This is a genomic window from Halorubrum trapanicum (assembly GCF_002355655.1).
In the GTDB taxonomy this organism is placed as follows: domain Archaea; phylum Halobacteriota; class Halobacteria; order Halobacteriales; family Haloferacaceae; genus Halorubrum; species Halorubrum trapanicum_A.
This window is the reverse complement of the sequence record NZ_AP017569.1, coordinates 2306514-2323027: the sequence shown is the minus strand read 5'-3', so window position 1 is coordinate 2323027 and position 16514 is coordinate 2306514. Positions and strand designations below refer to the sequence as shown.

16 protein-coding genes are annotated in these 16514 nt (G+C 69.0%); 10 read left to right on the top strand and 6 right to left on the bottom strand.

Annotated elements, in window-relative coordinates:
* The first annotated feature begins 181 nt into the window (after positions 1 to 181).
* Positions 182 to 748, top strand: a complete 567-nt coding sequence (locus CPZ01_RS11335; protein ID WP_096395169.1) for a maltose acetyltransferase domain-containing protein — start codon at positions 182 to 184, stop codon at positions 746 to 748.
* 3 nt (positions 749 to 751) lie between these two features.
* On the opposite strand, the gene prs is transcribed toward CPZ01_RS11335, so the two are convergent.
* The gene (gene prs / locus CPZ01_RS11330) at positions 752 to 1612 is read right to left on the bottom strand and encodes a ribose-phosphate diphosphokinase (protein ID WP_096395167.1); all 861 of its coding nucleotides are present in this window, start codon (positions 1610 to 1612) and stop codon (positions 752 to 754) included.
* 165 nt (positions 1613 to 1777) lie between these two features.
* On the opposite strand from prs, the gene CPZ01_RS11325 reads away from it, so the two are divergent.
* A complete protein-coding gene (locus CPZ01_RS11325; protein ID WP_096395165.1) occupies positions 1778 to 2434 on the top strand; it encodes an HVO_0476 family zinc finger protein in 657 nt (218 codons plus the stop codon).
* Between the two features lie 686 nt (positions 2435 to 3120).
* Here CPZ01_RS11325 and CPZ01_RS11320 read toward each other — a convergent pair.
* Positions 3121 to 3789 (bottom strand): hypothetical protein, encoded by a 669-nt coding sequence (locus CPZ01_RS11320; RefSeq protein WP_096395163.1) that lies wholly within the window; start codon positions 3787 to 3789, stop codon positions 3121 to 3123.
* Between the two features lie 864 nt (positions 3790 to 4653).
* On the opposite strand from CPZ01_RS11320, the gene CPZ01_RS11315 reads away from it, so the two are divergent.
* From CPZ01_RS11315 to CPZ01_RS11300, 4 genes are all read left to right on the top strand, one after another.
* Complete coding sequence (locus CPZ01_RS11315) at positions 4654 to 5157, top strand: hypothetical protein (protein ID WP_096395161.1); 504 nt, start codon at positions 4654 to 4656, stop codon at positions 5155 to 5157.
* 244 nt (positions 5158 to 5401) lie between these two features.
* Entirely contained in the window at positions 5402 to 5707 is a 306-nt protein-coding gene (locus CPZ01_RS11310) for a putative quinol monooxygenase (RefSeq protein ID WP_096395159.1), read from the top strand.
* Between the two features lie 100 nt (positions 5708 to 5807).
* Entirely contained in the window at positions 5808 to 7466 is a 1659-nt protein-coding gene (locus CPZ01_RS11305) for a gamma-glutamyltransferase family protein (RefSeq protein ID WP_096395157.1), read from the top strand.
* A gap of 208 nt (positions 7467 to 7674) precedes the next feature.
* Complete coding sequence (locus tag CPZ01_RS11300) at positions 7675 to 9057, top strand: ABC transporter substrate-binding protein (protein WP_096395155.1); 1383 nt, start codon at positions 7675 to 7677, stop codon at positions 9055 to 9057.
* Positions 9058 to 9196: 139 nt separating this feature from the next.
* Here the strand turns inward: CPZ01_RS11300 and CPZ01_RS11295 are convergent, their stop codons facing one another.
* The 4 genes from CPZ01_RS11295 to CPZ01_RS11280 form a co-directional block, all read right to left on the bottom strand.
* Entirely contained in the window at positions 9197 to 9610 is a 414-nt protein-coding gene (locus tag CPZ01_RS11295; protein ID WP_096395153.1) for a DoxX family protein, read from the bottom strand.
* Between the two features lie 77 nt (positions 9611 to 9687).
* On the bottom strand, positions 9688 to 10527 hold the full coding sequence (locus tag CPZ01_RS11290; RefSeq protein WP_096395151.1) for an Nmad3 family putative nucleotide modification protein: 840 nt from the start codon (positions 10525 to 10527) through the stop codon (positions 9688 to 9690).
* Between the two features lie 14 nt (positions 10528 to 10541).
* Positions 10542 to 11135 carry a DJ-1/PfpI family protein gene (locus tag CPZ01_RS11285; protein ID WP_096395148.1) on the bottom strand — a complete coding sequence of 198 codons (594 nt, stop codon included), beginning with the start codon at positions 11133 to 11135 and terminating at the stop codon, positions 10542 to 10544.
* 133 nt (positions 11136 to 11268) lie between these two features.
* A complete protein-coding gene (locus CPZ01_RS11280) occupies positions 11269 to 12180 on the bottom strand; it encodes an acyltransferase (protein WP_096395146.1) in 912 nt (303 codons plus the stop codon).
* A gap of 153 nt (positions 12181 to 12333) precedes the next feature.
* Here CPZ01_RS11280 and CPZ01_RS11275 point away from each other — a divergent pair, with 153 nt between their 5' ends.
* From CPZ01_RS11275 to CPZ01_RS11260, 4 genes are all read left to right on the top strand, one after another.
* Positions 12334 to 13407, top strand: a complete 1074-nt coding sequence (locus CPZ01_RS11275; RefSeq protein WP_096395144.1) for an aldo/keto reductase — start codon at positions 12334 to 12336, stop codon at positions 13405 to 13407.
* A 301-nt stretch (positions 13408 to 13708) separates the two neighbouring features.
* On the top strand, positions 13709 to 14449 hold the full coding sequence (locus CPZ01_RS11270; RefSeq protein WP_096395142.1) for a helix-turn-helix domain-containing protein: 741 nt from the start codon (positions 13709 to 13711) through the stop codon (positions 14447 to 14449).
* 68 nt (positions 14450 to 14517) lie between these two features.
* Complete coding sequence (locus tag CPZ01_RS11265; RefSeq protein ID WP_096395140.1) at positions 14518 to 14703, top strand: hypothetical protein; 186 nt, start codon at positions 14518 to 14520, stop codon at positions 14701 to 14703.
* A gap of 154 nt (positions 14704 to 14857) precedes the next feature.
* Entirely contained in the window at positions 14858 to 16210 is a 1353-nt protein-coding gene (locus CPZ01_RS11260; RefSeq protein WP_096395138.1) for an APC family permease, read from the top strand.
* Positions 16211 to 16514 lie beyond the last annotated feature (304 nt).

Sequence of the window (16514 nt, the reverse complement as noted above, 5' to 3'; positions counted from 1 at the left end):
CGCTACGCTCTCCCGGAAGCGGTCCGGTGCGTTGAATCCGAGTACCGCACGGCCATCACGACATCTGTCGACTCGACAGCCTCCCCGCGCTGAAGCGCGAGGCTTTTCGCCTCGAGTTTTTGTAACAACCTTCGGCAGCGCCGACGGACAGCCCTTTGTCGCTCGCCGCGGCCGATGATGTATGGAACGCGAGAAGGAGCGGATGCTCGCCGGCGAGGCGTATGACCCGTCGGCTCCCGAACTCGCCGCCGATCGCCGGCGCGCACGGGACCGCTGCCGGCGGTACAACGCCACCGCCCCGACGGAGACCGACCGGCGCGACCGACTCCTCGGCGAGCTGTTCGGCGAGGTCCGCGGCGACGCGACCGTCGTGCCGCCGTTCCGCTGCGACTACGGGTACAACGTCGGCGTCGGCGACGGCTTCTTCGCGAACTACGGCTGCGTCTTTCTCGACGTCGCGCCTGTCGCGTTCGGCGAGAACTGTCAGCTCGGCCCCGGCGTCCACGTGTACACCGCGACGCACCCGATCGACCCCGACGAGCGCGCGGCAGGCCGCGAGTTCGGCGACCCCGTCGCGGTCGGCGACGACGTCTGGATCGGCGGGCGGGCGGTCCTCACGCCCGGCGTCGAGGTCGGCGACGGCGCGGTCGTCGCCGCGGGCGCCGTCGTGGTCGACGACGTGCCGGCGCGGACGGTGGTCGGCGGCAACCCGGCCGAGGTGATCCGGGAAATCGACGACGACGAGTGATCTTTACAGGGAGTCGAGCGCATTGGCCACCGCCGGCGCGACGCTGACGACGCTACAGCCCCGCTCGACGGTGTCGGTGCCGACGATCCGGTCGACGCCGGCGGCGCGCAGCTTCGTCACCGCGTTGGCCGCGAGGACCGGGTGGACGCAGGCGGTCAGCACTCGCGCAGCGCCGCGGTCGGTGAGCACGGCGACCGACTCGCTCATCGTGGAGCCGGTCGCGATGATGTCGTCGACGACGACCACGTCGCGGTCGGCGACCGGCGCGTCGGAGGGCGACACCGCGACGGCGCCCGTCTCGCGGTCGCGGTGCTTCTCGAAGTAGTCCGTCTCGCCGGCGCCGTAGGCGTCGCGAACGGTGGCGGCCGCGTCGATCGCGCCCTCGTCGGGCGCGAGGAACAGCGGATCGTCGAGGTCGGCCGGGAGCGGGTCAGCGAGCGCGCCCGCGGCGTCGACCGTCTCGACGGGAACGTCGAAGAAGTCGGCGACGGTCGCCTCGTGGGGGTTGACGAGGACGACGCGGTCGGTCCCGGTCGAGATCGCCCGCGCCATCGCGCGGGCCGACACCGGCTCGCCGTCGCCGAACGAGGCGTCCTGGCGGGCGTACCCCATATAGGGGACAACGGTGGTCACGCCCGTCGCGCCGGCCTCGCGGACGGCGTCCTGGAGTTGGAGCAGTTCGACCCACGCCTCGTCGGAGTCGGTCGCGGCGACGATCACGGCCTCGTCGGCGTCGAAGTCGGGCACCGCGGCGAGCCCCTCCCCGTCCGGGAACCGGTCGTATGTCGGGGTCGCGAGCGCCCGGCCCGTCTCCGCGGCGAGCGCGGCCGCGAGCTGCTGCGAGCTGGACCCGGGTACGATCATGGGCGACCGTTCCGCGGACACCGGTAAACCAGTTTCCTTACCGCGCGGCCTCGGCGGGACGTTCCGACCGCGGAACCGCACCCCGTCGGCGCGCGCCACGCGAGCGCGACCCACACCGGCCCCACAGGGGCGGATATTTACGGGCGCGGCGGGTACGAGCGCCCAATGAGCGACACCAAAGCCGGCGCGCGCGTCGGGCTCCCCTGTCCGTCGTGTTCGCCCTCCGAGCCGACCGTCCACGAGGTCCTCAGCCCGGGCGGGCAGGCCACCGTCCGCTGTACCGAGTGCGACCACACCCACAAGGCCGAGATCCCCGAGGAGGAGACCGTCGCCGTGACGATCGTCGTCTCGCAGGACGGCGATTCGTTCACGACGACGATGGACGTGCCCGCCGAGGGCGACGTGGCGACCGGCGAGGAGTTCGTCGTCGACACCGACGACGCCCTGATGCAGGTGCGGATCACGGGGATCGAGCTCGGACCGGAGAACCGCGTCGAGGAGGCTGAAATCACCGACGTGGAGACGCTGTGGACCCGCGCGGTCGACAACGTCGCGGTCCCCGTCACGCTCCACCCGAAGGACGGCGACGCGGACCAAACGCGCTCACTGCGGGTGAACGTCCCCGGCGACTACGAGTTCACCGTCGACGAGACCGTCGAGTTCGGCGAGGAGGAGTTCACCGTCGAGGGGCTCCAGATCCGCGAGGACGCGCCCGAGTACCGCCACGAGAAGCTCGACCACCCCGGCGACCTCGCCTACGCGAAGGACCTCAAGCGGGTGTACGCCCGCGACGAGACGCTCACCGCGTGGTCGGCCTGGTAGGCGCGGCGCGCTCTCCCCACCCCGCCCGGCGAAACCTCGTACCAACATAAACAATTATGAAGGATACGCCCATCAGTCGAGTCGTGCCACCCGTAGTACACGACTGACGCACGCTCGACGGCGGGGACGGCGACCGGTCCCGGCGGTCCGAGCACGCGCGAGGCGACCGAGACCGAACCGACGACCGACCGATCGGGTCCATCGACGAACCCGGCTGACGACGGTGCGACCGACGCCGACGACGGGACCGACGGCCTGCCGACCGCCGCCGAGGCGGTCGCGCAGGCGGCGGGGACGTTCGACCCGTCCGATACCCGGCGGATCGCGAACGGCACCGACCGCTGGAACGAGTACGCCGGCTCGTCGCACTGACGCCGCGGCCGGATCCTTTTATTCGACGGCGCGACTACCGACGAGCGGCCGATGACGAATCACCGCTCCGAGCCGGACTCGGCACCCGGCGACGACGAGCCCTATGAGTGCCGAGGCCACACTTCGGTGTCGAGCGCGGTGTATTGACGTCGCGTGAGATTTCGGGCAGCGGACACACGATGGTACATACGGCCACCGTGCTGGGGATCCGAACCCGAAAGTTCGGTGCCGCGTGCCGAACACGCTGACTTCGATGGGGTCTCCCGCTGGTGAGTTCGAACCGGAGGCCGCTCGCCCGACCCGTTGGTGAACTCTCACGCGTCGTCCCGTTCAACCGTCGACGAGGTCTGTACGGTCCCCGTTCGCGACGCGTTTTCGACGCCGGTTGAGTCCGGCCCGTCATCGTGGGCATCAGCACGGGAACCATCTCCGCGCTCTTGTCGAGTGCCCGCTCCAGTCGGTTCCGGCGGCTGGGTCCCTTCGGCCTGTTTCTCACGGGCGAGCCACATCACCAGTCCCAGAAACAGGAGACCAACACCGACCCACAAGCCCGCTTCGACGACCGAGACGAGAGCGTCGACGACCGCGAATTCCAGAAGGAGCGAAACCGTCGATGGCAGGAGCAAGAGGCCCGTGAGAGAGAAATACAGGGAGATCCCGGACAGCAACAGTATCAGCCCGCTCTGTACAGCGGTACTCATCATAACACCGTCGTCAAGGCCGGCGTCGGTGACGACGTATTCCGGCCCCGTCAGCGCATCAACCACCTCCGCCAGCAGAATCAGGCCGACGCCGACGCTGCCTCGCTGAACTGCCCCGATCGGATCGGGAACGACTAGCAGCGAGGGGAACGCGTCTGCGATACCGAACGGGTTCAGCAGGAACGTCGCCATCGCGGAGATGACCGACGCCAATCCAGCGAGAAAACAGACGAACACCACTACCGCGACCAAGGTACCGCCGTGATCGGTGTCACGAGACATGGTCGAAAGGCCCTGTATTGGGTGAATCCTCTGAAATATAAAAGCTCGGTTCTGTTGAAATCCTCTGAATCTAATAGTTTTCACCCCAATCGCTCAGTACAGGGGTAGCGGCGAGCGATAGCGGGAGTGAGTATCGCAGATCGGTGGCGACGAGACAGTATTCAAATAGTCGTGAGCGACGGCGACAAGCGCTTATAAAAAGAGAATGCGGTGGCGCGCCTGCGAGCGGCCGCCACCGGCGGCCGCGAGCCAGCCCGCGAGGGAGTCAGTCGCCGGAGCGAAGCGGAGGCGACTGACGAGGTTGGGGAGGGGTGAGGTGCGGTTGCGGGACTGTGCGGGGCGGGACTCAAAGGGGCAGCCGCGAGACGGACGCAGGCGACGTAAGTAGCGTGGCGCTACGCCCACGGAAAGCCGGCGGCGAAGCCGCCGGCGACACCGCAGGGAGCGAACGGAGTGAGCGACCAAGGAACGCAGCGAGCGTGCGTCCGCCTCGCGGCTGGGGCTTTGAAGGCCCTCACCGCAGCAGCGTCAGTCACTTATAAATAACCGACAGCAAAACCGCGATCCTGCTTATAAATAGCCTCACTCACGACGTACTACACTCACTCCCGAAACCAACCAAGAAGCACTCTTCAGCGACCACTTTTTTCAGGTAAGAGCCCATCTGAAAAAGAGGATTTCAACAGAGCCAAAAACTCGTTTTTATCGGAACCGCAGTAGGTAGAGAGTAGTGGTGAAGAAGCACGTCGAGTTTCGGTCGACTCGAACCCCCGTCCCGTGTTCCGGTCACGCCGGCTTCCGAACATCGCGCCACGAGGGACTTCCCCGAAAGATACAATCTGTTGGTAGTCCAACTGGTGTGACGTGACCGCTTGGACGAACAGCACCGGTTGGGACGGGGCGCCGGAGGAGTACTTCCAGTCCTCCGAGGAGCGGCTCGAAGAGTCCCTGTACACCGGCGCGACGAGTCCGCGAGACCTGACGAACGACGAGCTGAACCTGTTGCTCGACGATCCGATTCACTCGCCGATGGAGCAGAAGCTCCGCGAGGAAAAAGACAGGCGAGCCGGGATCGATCGCGATCCGGCTTCGGAGACGGAAGCGTCCGCCGGGTCCGCGAAGCAGACGCGCGATCCGATCTCGGAGACCGAGCTGTACGATCGGACCGCGGAGCGAATTCAGCAGATCTCGCGGCGAGTCGCCGGCGAGACGCTCAGCGAGTCCGATCTCAAGGGCCTGGTGAAGGAGATACACACCGAGTACGGCACGGCGGACAAGCGGCGGATCATCGCCGACCTCCACTCCGACGACACCGACCGACAGGAGGACGCGCTGCGCGAGGTCGGCCGGGATCTCGGGTACATCTGAACGCTCCGGCTCGATCGGGGCACAGTGGCGTTGTCCCCGTGACACCGGGTCAGCACCGTGGCGCGCTCGCCATGCCGGCCGCCCCGTCCGCCGGCTCAGAGGAAGTGTGAGGCGTGCCGTCGCACCGGTCGACGTGTCCCCCCGGCCCGTCGATAGGGATCGGGCTTCGCGTCCGGATACCCCCCGCGTCCGGATACCCGGTGTCACGGGAGTTTTACGCCTCGCAGCCCTCCGATCTACTGGAATGTCCGACTCCGAGTACGCGCTTCAGGCGCGGCTGGAAGCCAAGCCCGAGAAGGCCGACGAGGTGGCCGAGTTCCTCGAGTCCGCGCTCCCCGCGGCCGAGGCCGAGGAGAAGACGACGACGTGGTTCGCGCTGCGGCTCGACGAGACCACGTTCGGCATCTTCGACACGTTCCCCGACGAGGAGGGCCGACAGGCGCACCTCGACGGCGAGATCGCGGCGGAGCTGTTCGAGCGCGCCGACGAGCTGTTCGTCGAGGAGCCGCAGGTCGACGAGATCGACGTGCTGGCGGCCAAACACTCCTGAGCAGTCCGCGGTCGCAGCCGAGCGTCCCGCCGACCGCGGCGGACCGACACCGGACACATCCGGTCGGAGCTTTATTCTCTCGCGCCCCGGACGGAACCGTATGGAGCCAGACTTAGACCGATTCACGTCGCGCCGGTCGACCGTGTACGGTCAGCGCGGCGTGGTGGCGACCAGTCAGCCGCTCGCGAGCGAAGCGGGAATCGAAGTCCTCCGAGAGGGCGGCAACGCGTTCGACGCCGCGGTCGCGACCGCGGCCGCGCTCAACGTCGTCGAGCCCACCTCGACCGGGCTCGGGGGCGACGTGTTCGCCCTGTACCGGACCGCCGACGGCGACGTGGGCGCGATGCGCTCCTGCGGCGGCGCGCCCGCGGACGCGACGATCGAGAACGTCAAGGCGGCGCTCGCCGAGGACGACGACGCCGACTCGTACTACCCCGACGACGGCGGCTACGCGGTCGACGACGCCGGCGAGGCCGGGATGCCCTTTTACGGCCCGCACGCGGTCACGGTCCCCGGAACGGCCCGGGGCTGGGAGGCGACCGTCGAGGAGCTCGGACGCCTCAGCCTCGCCGACGCGCTCGCGCCCGCCATCCGCTACGCGACCGAGGGGTACCCGGTGTCCGAGGTGATCGCGTCGTACTGGGCGAGCGCCGACGCGCTGTTCAGCGACGACCACGCCCGCGAGGCGTTCCTCTTCGACGACGAGCCCCCGAGCGTCGGCCAGACGGTGACGCTCCCCCGGCTCGGCGAGTCGATGCGGACGATCGCCGAGGAGGGCGCCGACGCGGTGTACGAGGGGGAGATCGCGGAGGCGATCGCCGACGAGGTCCAGTCGCGGGGCGGGTTCATGACCGTCGACGACCTCGCCGACTTCGAGGTGGAGTGGCCGGACCCGGTGTCGACGACCTACAACGGCGCCGAGGTGTACGAGCTCCCGCCGAACAACCAGGGACTGATCGCCCTCGAAGCGCTCAACGTCGCGAGCGAGCTCGGCGCCGGCGAGTACGAGTACGACTCGCCGGAGCGCGTCCACTACTTCGCGGAGGCCATGAAGCGGGCGTTCCACGACGGCCACCGCTACATCACCGATCCCGAGTACGAGGAGGTCCCGCCGCTCGCCTCGGAGGAGTGGGCGGCGGAGCGCGCCGCTGGCGTCGGCGAGACCGCCTCGCACGACGTCTCCTTCGGCGTGCCGAACGCGAACGCGGAGGACGCTGACACCGTCCTCCTCACCGTCGCCGACGAGGCGGGCAACGTCGTCTCGTACATCAACTCGCGGTTCGCTGGCTTCGGCTCCGGCCTGGTCGCCGGCGACACCGGCATCGCGCTCCAGAACCGCGGCGCGTCGTTCTCGCTCGACCCGGACCACCCGAACAGCCTCGAACCCGGCAAGCGCCCGTTCCACACGCTCATCCCGGGCGTCGTCCGGTTCGACGAGGACGACTGGGCCGCGTTCGGCGTGATGGGCGGGTACATGCAGCCGCAGGGCCACGTTCAGGTGATCTCGAACATCGTCGACTACGATATGCCGCTCCAGCGCGCGCTCGACGAGCCGCGCTGGCGCTACCGCGAGAGCGGCGAGCTGGGGCTCGAACCGCACTTCGACGACGACGCCGCGGCGAAGCTGGTCCGGAAGGACCACGACGTGCGGACGCTCTCGCCGGTCATGTTCGGCGGCGCACAGATCGCCCGGAACGAAGGCGGAGTGCTGTCGGCCGCCACGGAGCCCCGGAAGGACGGGAACGCGCAGGGGTACTAAGCCGGAGGCGACCGCGCCGCCCCGCGGCCCGATATCCTATCAGCGAGCGAGAACGACCCCCGCGTTCGCGGTCGACCGCCGATCGGCGAACGGTCGGGAGAGCGCGGCTGTACCGAACGGAAGCGGCTTGCTGCGTCCGAATTCCGGCGCTGTGGTATTTGTGATCGTGGATACACTTATAAGCGCTCGTATGGTATACGCTCACAGCATGAAGCGACGAATCCAGCGACGCGACGTACTCAAGGGCGCCGGCGCGGTCGGCATCGCGGGCCTCGCCGGCTGCTCGACGGAGAGCGGCGACGGGTCCGATGGCGGTGACGGCAGCGACGGGTCTGACGGCGGTGACGGAATGGACGGCGGCGACGGCTCCGACGGCGGCGACGCCAACAACGTCCCCGACGCGGTGATGGTCGTCGGCTTCCCGCAGTCCGGCATTCAGCTGTTCCGCGACTTCTACTCCGAGTTCGCCGACAGCGCGCCCGACCTCGACATCATCGTCCCCGACGGGCTGATCGACGCCGACCTTCCCGAGGAGGTCGACAACGATATGAACAACGTCATCGGCACCGCGCCCTCCGCGGGCGGTCCCGGGGCGGAGTTCTTCACCGAGTCGTATCAGGAGGCGTACGGCGAGGAGCCGGGCGTGTTCACCGCGCAGGCGTACGACGCGATGGCGGTCGAGATCCTCGCGGCGACCGCGGCGGGCGAGAACGACGGCGAAGCGATCCGCGACCGAGTCCGGACCGTCGCCAATCCCGGCGGCGAGGAGTTCGGGCCCGCGGACCTCCCGGACGCGGTCGAGACCGTTGCGAGCGGCGACCCGGTCAACTACGTCGGCGCGTCCTCCAGGGTCAACTTCGACATCAACGGCGACATCGCGACGGCCGCCTACGACATCATCGACTTCCGGAACGGCGAACTGGAAACCATCGACACCGTCGAGTTCGGGAACGACCTCACCGAGGAGGACCTGAACGCGACGGCCGCGGATCCGGTCGGCGTCGACTCGTTCACGGCACGGATCGGCGTGTTGATGCCAGAGACGGGTGACCTCGGTCCGCTCGGCGTCCCGATCCGCGACGGTGCGCTGCTGGCCGCGACACAGGTCAACGACGCCGGCATCAACGTCGACGTCGAGACGCGGGTCGAAGACACGCAGACCAACCCGCAGGCCGGTATCTCGGGCGCGAACGCCATCGTCAACGCCGGCTACGGCGCCGTCGTCGGACCGGCGTCGTCGAACGTCAACCTCCAGGTCGCAGACCAGGTGTTCATCCCCAACGGCGTCGTCGGCATCTCGCCGTCCTCGACCGACCCGAACGTGACGGACTTAGAGGACAACGGCTACATCTTCCGGACCGCGCCCTCCGACCTGCTCCAGGGGCCCGCGATGGCCGACCTCGCCGTGGGCGACAACGTCGGCGCCGAGAGCTCGGGCACGCTGTACCTCAACGACGCCTACGGGCAGTCCCTGGAGGAGGCGTACGTGAACGCCTTCGAGGAGCGCGACGGGACGATCACTCAGCGCGTCTCCTTCGAGCCGAACCAGCCGACGTACACCAGCCAGTGGTCGAGCGTGCTGAACGAGTAGGAGTTCGCCAGAGCCGTTCTCCGATTTTTTCGTTGCTCGTGAGCCGCTGCGCTCGTCGAGGAGCGGGGAGACAGTCGGAATCGACACCGGAGCGGGTTGTGAGACGATTCGGCTGCGCGTCGCGATTCGCCGCCGCCGGTCACTTCTTGTACGCCTCGCGCAGGAACACCAAGGCCCCGCCCAACATTGCGAGGTTGCCGAAGAAGGCGAGCCGCTCGCCGCTCTTGTCGTCCTCGTCGGCGTTCCAAAAGTCGTGCATCGTCGCGGTGACGACGGTCAGGAACGCGACCGCTGCGCCGGTCGCGACCCGGGGGAGCCGCCAGAGCGCGATGCCGAGCCCGGCGACGACCATCATGCCGGAAGCGAACGGCGCGGCGACGTCCGGCATCGGGACGCCCGCCGACTCGGCGTACTCGATCGTGTCGTCCATGTCGCGGAAGTCCTCCGAGGCCTGCGCGGCGAGGCCGACCCCAAGCAGGACGCGGCCGAGCCGCGACGGCGCGCCGCGGTCGACCGCCTCGTCGGTCGTCTCCGTGGGTTCGTCGTCGCTCATACCTCTCGTAACGGCGGCCGACGGTATAAATCGCGGTGGCGACGGGAGCGGACCCCCGCCGCGTCGCACCCGGCCCGTCACACCCCGTCGATACGCTCCAGTACCCGACTCGTCGCCGCCGCGTCGAAGGCCATCGGGCGTCGCCACCAGGGGCCCCTCCCGGAGTCGCTCGACAGGTCGGTGACGATCGGGTTCGCCTCGCCCCCGGCGTCGGCCGCGCTCAGCGGGACGACGCGGTCGAAGAGCCCGGACGCGTCCGGGTCGCCGAGCGCGACCACGCGGGCGTCGAACGGGTCGCGCTTCAGGTGCGCGTTCGTCGGCGCGACCGCGGCGGCGGCCGCGCGGTCGACGACGCCCCCACCGTCCCCGTCGCCGCCGTCTCCCTCCCCGGTCGAGAGCACGCGCTCGACCCGCATCCCGGCGAAGAGGTACGCGCCCCAGTCGGGCGCGAGGTCGGCGTCGACGTCGACGCCCCGCTCGCGGAGCCACGCGCCGCCGCGCTCGTCGACTTCCGGGTCGCCCGCGCGCTCGTCGCCCGGTCCCGCCCACCCGCGCGGTCGCAGCGTGAGCGTCGCGTAGAAGAGGAGCCAGTCGCCGGGGTCGAGGTCGGCGATCCGGGACGCCTTCACCCCGTAGGGGTCGCCGTACGTCGCCCGCTCGCGGCCGTGGACGCCCGGGAACTCGGGGTCAGCGTGGACGGGCGTCCCGCGCAGCTCCGCCGGGACCGCGAAGGGGAGGTCGAGGTCGCCGTAGGCCGGGACCGGCTCGTCGACGGGGAACCGGTCGCGGGAGAGCGTCGGCGCCGACTCGGGGATCGGGACGTACGCGAACGAGCCGTCGGGATAGACGGGGCCGCGGAAGCCCGGCTCGTTCGTGTTGGCAGCGACGTTGACGGCGACGGCGCGGGGGTCGGACACGAAAAACGAGGGGTTCAGTCGGCCGTCGCGGCGGCCCCCTCGTGTTCGATCTCGGTACCGAGGAGGTCGAGGAACTCCGCGATCCACTCGGGGTGGTCGGGCCACGCCTGCCCGGTGACGAGGTTCCCGTCGGTCGTCACGCCGTCGACCCACGAGCAGCCGGCGGCCTCGACTTCGGGCCTGACGGCCGGGTACGCCGTCATCTCGTAGCCGTCGAGCACGCCCGCCGCCGCGAGGATCTGCGGGCCGTGACAGATCGACGCGACCGGCTTGTCGGCCTCGAAGAAGTGGCGCACCGCGTCGAGCACCTCGTCGTAGCCGCGGAGGTACTCGGGGGCGCGTCCGCCGGGGACGACCAGGGCGTCGTAGTCGGCCGGGTCGACGTCGTCGAACCCGTGGGTGAGCTCGAAGTCGTGGCCGCGCTCCTCGAGGTACGTCTGGTCGCCGCGGAAGTCGTGGATCGCGGTCTTGACCGTCTCGCCCGCCCCCTTCTCCGGGCAGACGGCGTGGACCTCGTGCCCGACCGCCCGAAGCGCCTGGAACGGGACCATGATCTCGTAGTCCTCGCCGAAGTCGCCGACGATCATCAGTATCTGTTGTCCTGGCATGCGCGTAACACCGTCTGTCAGTACGCGCTACTAGCCAATAACGATACTGGGGAGTGATACCATGATACGCTCCCCCTCGAAAGCGGTTCTCGCGCCGTCAGCCGGACGGCGGCATTAGGGAGACCGGCGGGCGTCAGCGGGACTGGTTCGGCGGCCGGAGGTCCCGCTGAAACTCGTCGAACTGTTCGAGGTCGTCGGGGAGCTCGTACTCGATCTCGCGGTCGTCTTGGTTGTCGGGGAGCCGACCGTCTTCGAGCTCCTCCGCTGCCTCCTCCCACCCGGGTTTCACGCGGACGGAGCGCGCGGGCGAGCCGACGACGACGTGGTGGTCGGGCACGTCGCCCTGAACGACGGAGCGCGCGCCGACGACGCTGTTTTCCCCGATCCGACAGCCCGCCCTGACCATCGCGTCGTAGGTGACGCGCGCGTCCGCCTCGACGATCGTGTGGAAGTTCCGCACCTCGGTCTGGTCGACGATGTCGTGGTCGTGGCTGTAGATGTGGACGCCGTCGGAGATGGACGCGCGGTCGCCGATCGTCAGCTTCCCGCGGTCGTCGAGGTGGACGTCGTCGTGGATCACGACGTTGTCGCCGACCTCGATGTTGTGGCCGTACGTGACGGAGATTCCCTTGAAGAAGCGACAGTTGTCCCCGCACTCGGCGAACAGGTGCTTGCCGAGCATCTGTCGGAAGCGGAGCGCGAACTCGACGTTGTCGGCCATCGGCGTGGCGTCGAACTGCCGCCAGAGCCACTGGAGGTGTTTCGAGCGCTGGAAGCGGTCCTCGTCCTTCTCGGCGTAGTACTCCGACTCCAGCGTCGCGTTACACGGGTCGTACCCCTGGAGGCGGACGCGCTCGGCGCGCGACACCGACTCGCCGCTCTGCCACGCCTCCCACGCCTCGCGGTCGCCGTGGAGGTCGATCAGCACGTCGCGAACGACCTCGCAGGTGTCCTCGTCCGAGGAGAGCCGCTCGTCCACCTCGTCGATGAACCCTCGGACCCCGGCCTCGGCGCCGTCGGGCAGGGACACGTGTCGCTTTGTCATCGGCCCTCCTTCGTCGCCGTCCCTCAAAGGGATTCGGTTGTGCGAACGGGACGCGCGGGCGCCGCCCGCGATCCGGGCCCGCGCGCGGTGGCGGCGTTCCCACGCGGTGACCGAGACCGCACCGGATAAGTGCGCCAGCACCCAACGGCGAGTATGGAACACCGCGAACTCGGTAACTCGGGCGTCGAGGTCTCGGAGATCGGCTTCGGCGCGTGGGTCGTCGGTACCGACTGGTGGGGCGACCGCTCGGACGACCAGGCGGTCGGGATGGTCGAGGAGGCGCTCGACGCGGGCGTCACCTACGTCGACACCGGCGACGTGTACGGCCACGGCGACAGCGAGGAGATAATCGGGAAAGCGATCGACGGCCGCCGCGACGAGGTGACGCTCGCGACGAAGATCGGCTACGACTTCTACAACAACCCGCAGGCCGGCCACGGCGAGCTTCCGAAAGAGCTCGACCGCGAGTACCTCGAAACCGCCTTCGAGCGCTCGCTCGACCGCCTCGACACCGACCACGTCGACCTGCTCCAGTTACACAACGCGAACGTCGACGACGTCACGCCCGAGGTGCGGGACCTCCTCCGCGAGTGGAAGGAGTCGGGGCGCGTCCGCGCGCTCGGCTGGGCGCTCGGCCCCTCGATCGGCTGGCTCGCCGAGGGCGACGCCGCCGTCGAGTACGAGGAGTTCGACGCGGTCCAGACCGTCTTCAACCTCTTCGAGCAGGAGCCCGGCCGCCACTTCGTCGAGACGATCCGCGAGAGCGACTCCGACACGTCGGTCATCGCCCGCGTCCCGCACTCCTCCGGCCTCCTCAACGAGCAGGTGACGCCCGACACCGTCCTCGAAGACGGTGACCACCGCTCGCACCGCCCGAAGGAGTGGTACGAGACGGGCTGGGAGAAGGTCGACGCCATCCGCTTCCTCGAGGACCCCGACGGGGTCGAGGGGACGCGCACGATGGCGCAGGCCGCGATCCGCTGGCTGCTCGCGCACGACGAGGTCGCCTCCGTCACGCCCACCTTCCGCGACGGCGACGACATCGCCGAGTGGAGCGCCGCGAGCGACGTGCCGCCGATCTCCGACGCCGAGTACGACCGCCTCGAAGCGCTGTACGCCCGCAACTTCGACGTCGACCGCGACGACGGGATGGACGTCCTCCGCACCTCCGTCGACGGCGAGGACATCGAGGCGGCCGGCCTCGACAAGCGCGCGGCCTCGTACTGAGCGGCGACCCGCCCCGCCGCTTGCGACGACGACCCACCCTTCTATTTCGCGTCGAAACCGCACGACAGCGGCGCTACTCGTCGGCTTACGACCACTTTCACCGCGCTCCACGACCGCGAGCGGCGGCCGCGCCACTGGCGGCGGTAGGAACGGTGGCTCGGTGGAAACCCGTCGTCACAGGGGGCTCGGTGGGGGTAACCGACTCGTCATCGCCACCACGCCGACCGTTGCGCAGTCGCGGGTATAAATGGCTCGCGACGCTCCGGAACCCGTTTGAACCCCGGCCACCTCTACCCCTCCCATGCGAGAAGTGACGTTCCGGATCCGCCACGCGGGGGAGCCGGAGTGCGAGGTGAGCGCGCGCCACCCGGAGGTGCGGTATCGCTCAGTCTCCTCGATGACCGGCAGCGGACCCGAGCGCAAGCGGATCGCCGAACTCACGGGGCCGCCGGCCGAGATCGAGGCGTTCGTCGAGGAGTTCCGGGAGTTCGATCTGATCGTGTCGGCGGAGCCGCTCGCGCCGATCGAGGGCACGCACGCGTACGTCGCGCTGACGATCGACGTCGACGCCGCCGACTGGGACGGGATCGGCGACCGGTTCTCGCAGATGGGGATCCACTACCGAACGGGGACGACCATCTCGGGCGGGGTCGAGCGCTGGACGGCGTACCTCGAGGACGGGGACGACCTCTCGGCGGTGATGCGCGAGCTGGAGCGCGGCGGCAACGAGGTGGAGCTGGCGCGGAACGTCGAGCTCGCGTCGATCGAGCGCTCGCCGCAGCTCCCCGCGTCCGGCCTCCTCGACGGGCTCACCGAGCGGCAGCGAGAGGTCCTCGCGACCGCGATCGCCGCGGGCTACTACGACCACGGCGGCGGCGTTGGCGTCGAGGAGGTCGCCGAGGAGCTGGGGCTCGGGTCGACGACCGTCTGGGAACACCTCTCACGCGCGGAGTCGGCGGTGATGAACGCGCTGTTCGACCGGTTCGCAGAGGGCGAGCCGGTCGGCGCCGTGCGCGAGCGAGACCGGACGGACTCGTCGTGATCTGAACGGATTTGACGTATTTCGGGCCCGAACCAACGCTTTTGTCGCTCCGGAACGGAGCGGCGCACATGGACGACGGAACCGTGTCCGTGCCGGACGAGCAGTACGAGCGTCTCACCGCCCTCGCCGCCGCCCGCGGCGTGAGCCCCGAGACGCAGCTGGCTCGGCTCATCGACGACGCGTACGCCGGCCTCGACGACGACGCCCCCGAGTCGCTCCCGCTCGGCGTCTGCGACGGCTCCGACGAGGAGTGAGTCGGGCGGCGGGCCGGTGAGAGACTCGTGAGCCGCCGCGCCGGGCGGACGCGGTAGTGCGTTATCCGCGACGGGAGCGGTACGATGACCGACGGGGAAGCCAAAGCTTTGAACCCCCTCCAAACGCGGCCTCCCACAACCGAGGTTGATAGCTGTGGCTGAGAATCTTGGACTGAAAGAGGCGCTCTCGATGGCGCTCGGCGGTATGATCGGTGGCGGCATCTACGCCGTCCTCGGCGTCGTCGCGCAGATCACGGTCTCGGCCGTCTGGTTCGCGTTCCTGATCGCCGGGGTCGTCGCCACGTGTGCGGGGTACTCGTACAACGCGCTCAACCGCCTCACGGATAACCGCGGGGGTTCGGTGACGTTCGTACAGTGTTACCTCGGCAACTCGACCGTGGCCGGGATGATCGGGTGGACGCTCCTGTTCGGCTACGTCGGCTCGATCGCGATGTACGCGTTCGCCTTCGGCGAGTTCACGGCCGCGTTCGGTGTCGTCCCGTCGCGTGTCGCGGGCGTGTCCGTGCGGCCGCTCGCCTCGGTGCTGGCGGTGGTCGGATTCGTTGGTCTGAACCTGCTCGGGGCGCGAACCACCGGAGTCGCCGAGAACGTCCTCGTCGCACTGAAGGTCGGCATCCTCGTCGCGTTCGGGCTACTCGGACTGGTGTACGCGTTCGGGTTCAGCGGCGCCCCGTTCGACTACGGCCGCGGCCACTTCGGCGGCTTCGACCCCGTAACGGCGGCCGCCATCTCGTTCGTCGCGTTTCAAGGGTGGCAGCTCCTCTACTACGACCAGGATCGCATCGAGGACCCCGTCGAAACCATCCGGAAGGCCGTGTACATCTCCATCCCCGTCGCCGTGGCCGTCTACGTCCTCGCGGGGATGGTGACGGTGAACCTCGCCCCGGAAGCGCTCGTGTCCCGCCCGCACGTCGCGCTGAAGGACGCCGCGTGGCTCGCGATGCGGCCCTACGGCCTGGCCCAGCTCGGGGCGGTCGCTCTCGCGCTGTCGGCGCTGTTCTCGACCGGGAGCGCGATCAACGCGACGCTGTTCTCGTCGGCGCATTTCGCCAAGGGACTGCTCGGCGACGACCTGCTCCCGGATCGGATCGGGAGCCCGGACGGCGACGGTATCCCCGAACGGACGGTCCTGTTGCTCGGCGGCGTCACCGCGATATTTACGTGGTACGGAAGCCTCGAGGCCATCACTTCGTTCGCCTCGCTGTCGTTCATCCTCGTGTTCGGCGCGATGAGCTACCTCGCGTTCCGGCAGCGCGACCACGACGAGGTGAACGCCGTCATCCCGGCGATCGGGACGGTCGGATCGCTGGCGTTCTTCCCGCTTATGCTGTTCAATCTCTACACCCGAGAGCCGAACACGTTCTACACCGTGCTCGGCATCGCGGCGTTCGTCCTCGCCGTCGAACTGCTCTACTTCGAGCGCGACATCATCGAGGAGGAGGTCGACGCGTTCGACCCGCCGACTCGGATCGTGGGGGAACGCTGATATATGGCGCTCAGAACCTCGCTTCAAGGCGTTCTGACGAACCCCACGTACCTGCTGGGCTGGGGGACCCTCGTCGCCGTCTCCCTCGGGGCCCTGAGCCACGACCTCCGCTCGAACAACAGCGGCCTCGGGAGCCTGATGAAGTTCGTCTGGGGTCTCACCGTGTTGTACTCCGGCCCGATCGGACTGGCGGTGTACTGGTACTCCGGCCGGAGTCAGATACGGCGCGACAGCCTCTGGCGTCGAGGCTTTCGCAGCGTCTGCCACTGCTACTCCGGCTGCGGCGCCGGCGAGGTGACCGGCC

What these genes read in the sequence shown, in the direction of transcription:
- CPZ01_RS11335 (WP_096395169.1), top strand. Translation starts at nt 182, where the DNA reads ATGGAACGCGAGAAGGAGCGGATGCTCGCCGGCGAGGCGTATGACCCG.
- prs (WP_096395167.1), bottom strand. Translation starts at nt 1,612, where the DNA reads ATGATCGTACCCGGGTCCAGCTCGCAGCAGCTCGCGGCCGCGCTCGCC.
- CPZ01_RS11325 (WP_096395165.1), top strand. Translation starts at nt 1,778, where the DNA reads ATGAGCGACACCAAAGCCGGCGCGCGCGTCGGGCTCCCCTGTCCGTCG.
- CPZ01_RS11320 (WP_096395163.1), bottom strand. Translation starts at nt 3,789, where the DNA reads ATGTCTCGTGACACCGATCACGGCGGTACCTTGGTCGCGGTAGTGGTG.
- CPZ01_RS11310 (WP_096395159.1), top strand. Translation starts at nt 5,402, where the DNA reads ATGTCCGACTCCGAGTACGCGCTTCAGGCGCGGCTGGAAGCCAAGCCC.
- CPZ01_RS11305 (WP_096395157.1), top strand. Translation starts at nt 5,808, where the DNA reads ATGGAGCCAGACTTAGACCGATTCACGTCGCGCCGGTCGACCGTGTAC.
- CPZ01_RS11300 (WP_096395155.1), top strand. Translation starts at nt 7,675, where the DNA reads ATGAAGCGACGAATCCAGCGACGCGACGTACTCAAGGGCGCCGGCGCG.
- CPZ01_RS11295 (WP_096395153.1), bottom strand. Translation starts at nt 9,610, where the DNA reads ATGAGCGACGACGAACCCACGGAGACGACCGACGAGGCGGTCGACCGC.
- CPZ01_RS11285 (WP_096395148.1), bottom strand. Translation starts at nt 11,135, where the DNA reads ATGCCAGGACAACAGATACTGATGATCGTCGGCGACTTCGGCGAGGAC.
- CPZ01_RS11280 (WP_096395146.1), bottom strand. Translation starts at nt 12,180, where the DNA reads ATGACAAAGCGACACGTGTCCCTGCCCGACGGCGCCGAGGCCGGGGTC.
- CPZ01_RS11275 (WP_096395144.1), top strand. Translation starts at nt 12,334, where the DNA reads ATGGAACACCGCGAACTCGGTAACTCGGGCGTCGAGGTCTCGGAGATC.
- CPZ01_RS11270 (WP_096395142.1), top strand. Translation starts at nt 13,709, where the DNA reads ATGCGAGAAGTGACGTTCCGGATCCGCCACGCGGGGGAGCCGGAGTGC.
- CPZ01_RS11265 (WP_096395140.1), top strand. Translation starts at nt 14,518, where the DNA reads ATGGACGACGGAACCGTGTCCGTGCCGGACGAGCAGTACGAGCGTCTC.